This is a genomic window from Eggerthella sp. (assembly GCF_048329335.1).
Taxonomy (GTDB): Bacteria; Actinomycetota; Coriobacteriia; order Coriobacteriales; family Eggerthellaceae; genus Eggerthella; species Eggerthella lenta.
Genome location: NZ_DBFEGU010000477.1, coordinates 1 through 1550 on the forward strand (window position 1 = coordinate 1; position 1550 = coordinate 1550).

2 protein-coding genes and 1 pseudogene are annotated in these 1550 nt (G+C 64.4%); 1 reads left to right on the top strand and 2 read right to left on the bottom strand.

Annotated features, from left to right (window positions below):
• Nucleotides 1-267 (bottom strand): annotated as a pseudogene (locus ACMO6A_RS14825) (hypothetical protein); the annotation flags it as partial.
• 80 nt (nucleotides 268-347) lie between these two features.
• Nucleotides 348-1091: a 4Fe-4S binding protein gene (locus ACMO6A_RS14830; protein WP_009306955.1), complete on the bottom strand. Its 744-nt coding sequence runs from the start codon at nucleotides 1089-1091 to the stop codon at nucleotides 348-350.
• Nucleotides 1092-1265: 174 nt separating this feature from the next.
• On the opposite strand from ACMO6A_RS14830, the gene ACMO6A_RS14835 reads away from it, so the two are divergent.
• A partial coding sequence (locus tag ACMO6A_RS14835) for an ArsR/SmtB family transcription factor (RefSeq protein WP_418471474.1) occupies nucleotides 1266-1550 on the top strand: 285 nt, incomplete at its 3' end.

Below are 1550 nucleotides of genomic sequence, written 5' to 3' on the forward strand. Positions count from 1 at the left end.
CTCCAGCGCCTGCCCGAACGAAGCCCTCAGGTCTTCGTCGTCCAACACCTTCCGGAACAATTCTTCGATGGTCTCCATGTTTGATCCTTTGGTTCGAGGGTATGCGTCCCGGCCGCGGCAAAAGCGCAAAGCCTTGCGACCAGTGTGAACGCGCGCTTCCGAAGCGGTCAAGCCTCGACGAACAAACGACCGCTCTCGCGCAACGAAAGACAACCCGCAAACCATTACAGCCGAAGGCGAAGGAGCTTGTCCGAACAGATATTTCACGTGAAACATCTGTACGGAGGGCTGCGTCGGCGGAAGATCTTCGGCCGACCGCGTCCCCCGGCGAATCGCGGCTTCGCTCGCTAGCGGCGCTCCAGCAGCGCGCCCTTCGTCGAGATCACCGCCACCTCGAACGGCACGTTCTTGCCGCTGCGCTCGAGCGCGGCGCGCGCCGCATGTTCCAGGCCGCCGCAGCACGGCACCTCCATGCGCGCCACGGTGACCGACGCGATGTCGTTGGAGGCGAACAGGGCTTCGAGCTTCTGGCTGTAGTCGACGCCGTCGAGCTTGGGGCAGCCGATAAGAGTGATGCGCCCGCGCATGAAGCCGCGATGGAAGTCGGCGTAGGCGAACGCCGTACAGTCTGCGGCGATCAGCACGTGCGCGCCCGCGAAATACGGCGCCTGCACGGGCGCGAGCTTGATCTCCACCGGCCACTGCGAAAGCTGGGAGGGCGTTTCTTCGCAAACCGGTTCGGCGACGGGGGCGGAAGCGGAAGGCCGGGCGGGCTTCGCCTCAGGATCTTCGGACGCGAAGAAGCGCGAGAGCGATCCGGGACAGCCGCCCGACAGGCGTGCGACCGAATTCTCCTGCGCCGTTCGAGCCTTGACCGCAGCCTCGTCGTAGGCTGCCGCCTCGCGCTCCACGAACGAGATGGCGCCGGTCGGGCACGCGGGCAGACAGTCGCCCAACCCGTCGCAATAGTCGTCGCGCAGCAGGCGCGCCTTGCCCTCCACCAGGCCGATGGCGCCCTCATGGCACGCCGCGACGCACAGGCCGCAGCCGTTGCAGGCCGTTTCGTCGATCTCGATGATCTTCCGCAGCATAGATTCCTCCCGAAACAAGTCGTCCTCTTCGCTATCGTCCGGGAGCATAGCATGGCTCGACAGCGCGCTGCGTTGGAAATACAACAAGCGGGAATTTCCCCTTCGGCCCCTTGACACGAACCTTGTTGTCCGTATACTTATGAACAGTTGATCATATGTTGAGAGGTTGACGGAATGAAGCCAGACAAGATTACCGAAGCGGCACCCGGAAGCGAAGACGCTCAGAACGCGCACGACAACGGCTGCTCGTGCGGCAGCGCCGAGCATGCGGGCGTGCCGAGCCCCGAGTGCATGCCCGACGAGGAGCTGCTGTACGACCTCGCCGACCTGTTCAAGGTGTTCGGCGACACGACGCGCATCAAGATGCTGTACGCGCTCATGGGCCAGGAGCTGTGCGTCGCCGACCTCGCCGAGCTTATCGCCGCCACGCAAAGCGCCGTCTCGCACCAGCTGCGCACG

Bases quoted from the DNA above. Each gene is read 5' to 3' on its own strand.
- ACMO6A_RS14830 (WP_009306955.1), bottom strand. From the start codon at position 1,091: ATGCTGCGGAAGATCATCGAGATCGACGAAACGGCCTGCAACGGCTGC.